This is a genomic window from Candidatus Cloacimonadota bacterium (assembly GCA_011372345.1).
Taxonomy (GTDB): Bacteria; Cloacimonadota; Cloacimonadia; order Cloacimonadales; family TCS61; genus DRTC01.
Map to the genome: position 1 here is coordinate 1 of DRTC01000136.1, position 2,698 is coordinate 2,698.

A 2,698-nucleotide genomic window follows, 5' to 3' on the forward strand; every position below is an offset into this window, starting at 1 on the left:
AAAACCGGAAAAGGAAATTTGATCACGCGGGTTGAAAATATCAAGAAATTAGGAGCAAAAGCGAATAAGAATATTCCGGAGAAATTTATTGAGGAAGAAGTTCCGGAATTGATGGAATAAGACTTTCCGAAGCCTTTCTTTCAATTTTTCTTGTGCCAGAGGATTCGGAAGGTTTCGAGTGTAAGTTGATATTGAGATTGAGTGATAAACTTTCCGAATCTTATTTGAAAGAGTCTCTTTGTTGGAAGCTTCGGAAAGTAATTAAATCTTCCCCGCCAACTTCCGTAAAACATAACTTGCAGCCCACATTCCCATAATTGCCGGAAGATAAACAACCGAACCGAGAGTTCCCCGTTTGCGTCCGCGCGTTGTTGTCCAATCTTCCTCTGAACCTGCTTCAAAATCAAATTGAGGAATCGGAGTTTCAGTTGAGAAAATAACAGGAATTCCTTGATAAATTCCCCTTCGATGCAGATATTTACGAACTTTTCGTGCCAGCGGACAGGTTTCAGTTTTGGAAATATCCGTAAGTTTGATCTTTGCCGGATCGAATCTGCTGCCTGCTCCCATCACGGAAATTACCGGAATTTTCTGGTGATAAACATCTTCCAATAAACCGACTTTAGGAGTTAAACTGTCGATCGCATCCACCACAAAATCAACATTTCCCAATAAAAAACTGCGAGAATCCTTATCGACAAAATCGGAATAAATTTCAACTTTTGCTTCAGGATCAATATCAAGAATTCGTTCTTTCATAACTTCAGTTTTCAATTTCCCAATGGTGCTGTTTAATGCGATGATCTGCCTGTTCAAGTTGGAAATGGAAACTTTATCAAAATCAACGAGTAAAATCGAACCGATTCCACTGCGAGCGAGTGCTTCTGCAGCAAAAGAACCGACTCCACCGAGTCCCATCACCGCAACTCTGGATTTCTGAAATATCTCTATCGCTTCTTTTCCAAAAAGCAGTTCAATTCGTTGAAATTGATCCATATTTTTATTGCCACCTGTCTTAGTTAAAACTACGCCCTGACAAGCGAATTACACGAATTTCACGAAATGTGATGAAACTTACCAAATTTTATAAATTTGTGAAGTTTCCACTTTTTCCCAAATTGTATTTGGGAAAACTATTGCTTAAAAAGTTTCTCTTTGATTTCCTTTTGAATAAGCATTACCGAAAAAATAATTTTATCCAATTCAGTTTCTCCCGAAAGCTTTCGGGAGAATTTAGGAACAAGAAAGCAAAATCGAGAAGAAAAGTTTTGGCAATTATTACCTATTTTAATCAACCATTGCGAAGGTTAAGCAAGAAGAATTCCCAAATCGAAACCATTCGCAAGGTTTTTTTATCCAAACAACATCCGGAAATTCTCGAATTGTTTTTTCTTCAAAATTTCTTTATCGATTCCAGTTATTTTGGAAACATTTTCCACAACTTTTATCAGGTTTTTCAAATGATTGAATTCTTCTTTTGAACCTTTCTCTTTCTGATAAGGAGCATCGGTTTCAAAGAAATAAAATCCTCTTTTGATGATATTTTTCAGAACATCAGTTCCAGGCTGATGGAGATTGAGTGAAAATCCAAGATCGAATTTGGAGAAATTGTCGAAGACTTCTTTCGAGGAATTAAATCCGTGGATAAATCCTCTTGTTCCAGGAAAATTATTTTTCAGGATTTTATAAAGCTCATAATAGTTTTTTACAACATGAAAAATTACAGGAAGATGATAATTCTTTGCCAGATCGAGCTGCAGCAGCAGGATTTTTTTTTGCCATTCAAAATTGTCATTTCTTTTATCCAATCCGATTTCACCAATGGCGATTATTTGTTTTTCATCACAAAGTTTGATCAGAAGTTCGAGATCATGTTCTGAACTTTTTTTATAATAAGGATGGATTCCTGCCGACCATTTTATAAACTTGCCAAATTTCAAAAATTTGGCAAGTTTAATTGATTCATATTCATCTTTACATAAAATGGAAGAAATAAAACCATTTATTCCAATATCTTGGGCTGATGAAATTTCATCTTCGAGGTTATTGAAAATTCTGTCATCTGCGAGATGACAATGAGCGTCTATCCAACCAAAATCGAACATTTTATCTTTTATGAAAACTTGCTATCCGGCAGCTGTCGGATGGCAAGTTTATATTTTGTAACTCAATCATCTTGATTGAGAAAATTATAATTCAGATATTTTTGGTTCGGGTTCAGAACAAGTTCTGAACTACATTAGAATCTGAACTCAACTCCAAATCCCATGGTTTTAACAGTTTCTTCCTTGCCGTTTATTTCTCCGTTACCGTCATAGTCAACATACCTTTCCTGGTATTTTCCAACGAGTTCCGTATTTCCTCCGAGATCATATCCGAGAGTTCCGGTAACAAGTGCGGAGGGAGTCTTGAAATGTTCCAGTTTATCAAATCCGGTTTGAGAATAGGCGATCTCTGCCCGGCTGAATTTCGGGACGAAATCGGTGTTCACACTTGCTTTTCCCCAGAGAGATTTGTAATGAACATCATCATCTCCATACATATCTTCATAAGAAATAGTTAAATACAAAAGATGGAAAAGGTCGGTAGTCAGACTTCCGTACCAGCCTTTGGTTTCTGTCGTACCGATCACAAAATCTTCTTTCACTAAAACCTGATCACCGCTGATAGTTGCTCGCTGTTCATCATAAAGTTGATC

General features: G+C 36.7%; 2 protein-coding genes. Both read right to left on the reverse strand.

Annotation, left to right across the window (positions count from 1 at the left end):
* Positions 1–261: 261 nt before the first annotated feature.
* The gene (locus tag ENL20_02545) at positions 262–996 is read right to left on the reverse strand and encodes a tRNA threonylcarbamoyladenosine dehydratase (GenBank protein ID HHE37434.1); all 735 of its coding nucleotides are present in this window, start codon (positions 994–996) and stop codon (positions 262–264) included.
* 356 nt (positions 997–1,352) lie between these two features.
* Positions 1,353–2,105 (reverse strand): TatD family deoxyribonuclease, encoded by a 753-nt coding sequence (locus ENL20_02550; GenBank protein HHE37435.1) that lies wholly within the window; start codon positions 2,103–2,105, stop codon positions 1,353–1,355.
* Positions 2,106–2,698: the final 593 nt, after the last annotated feature.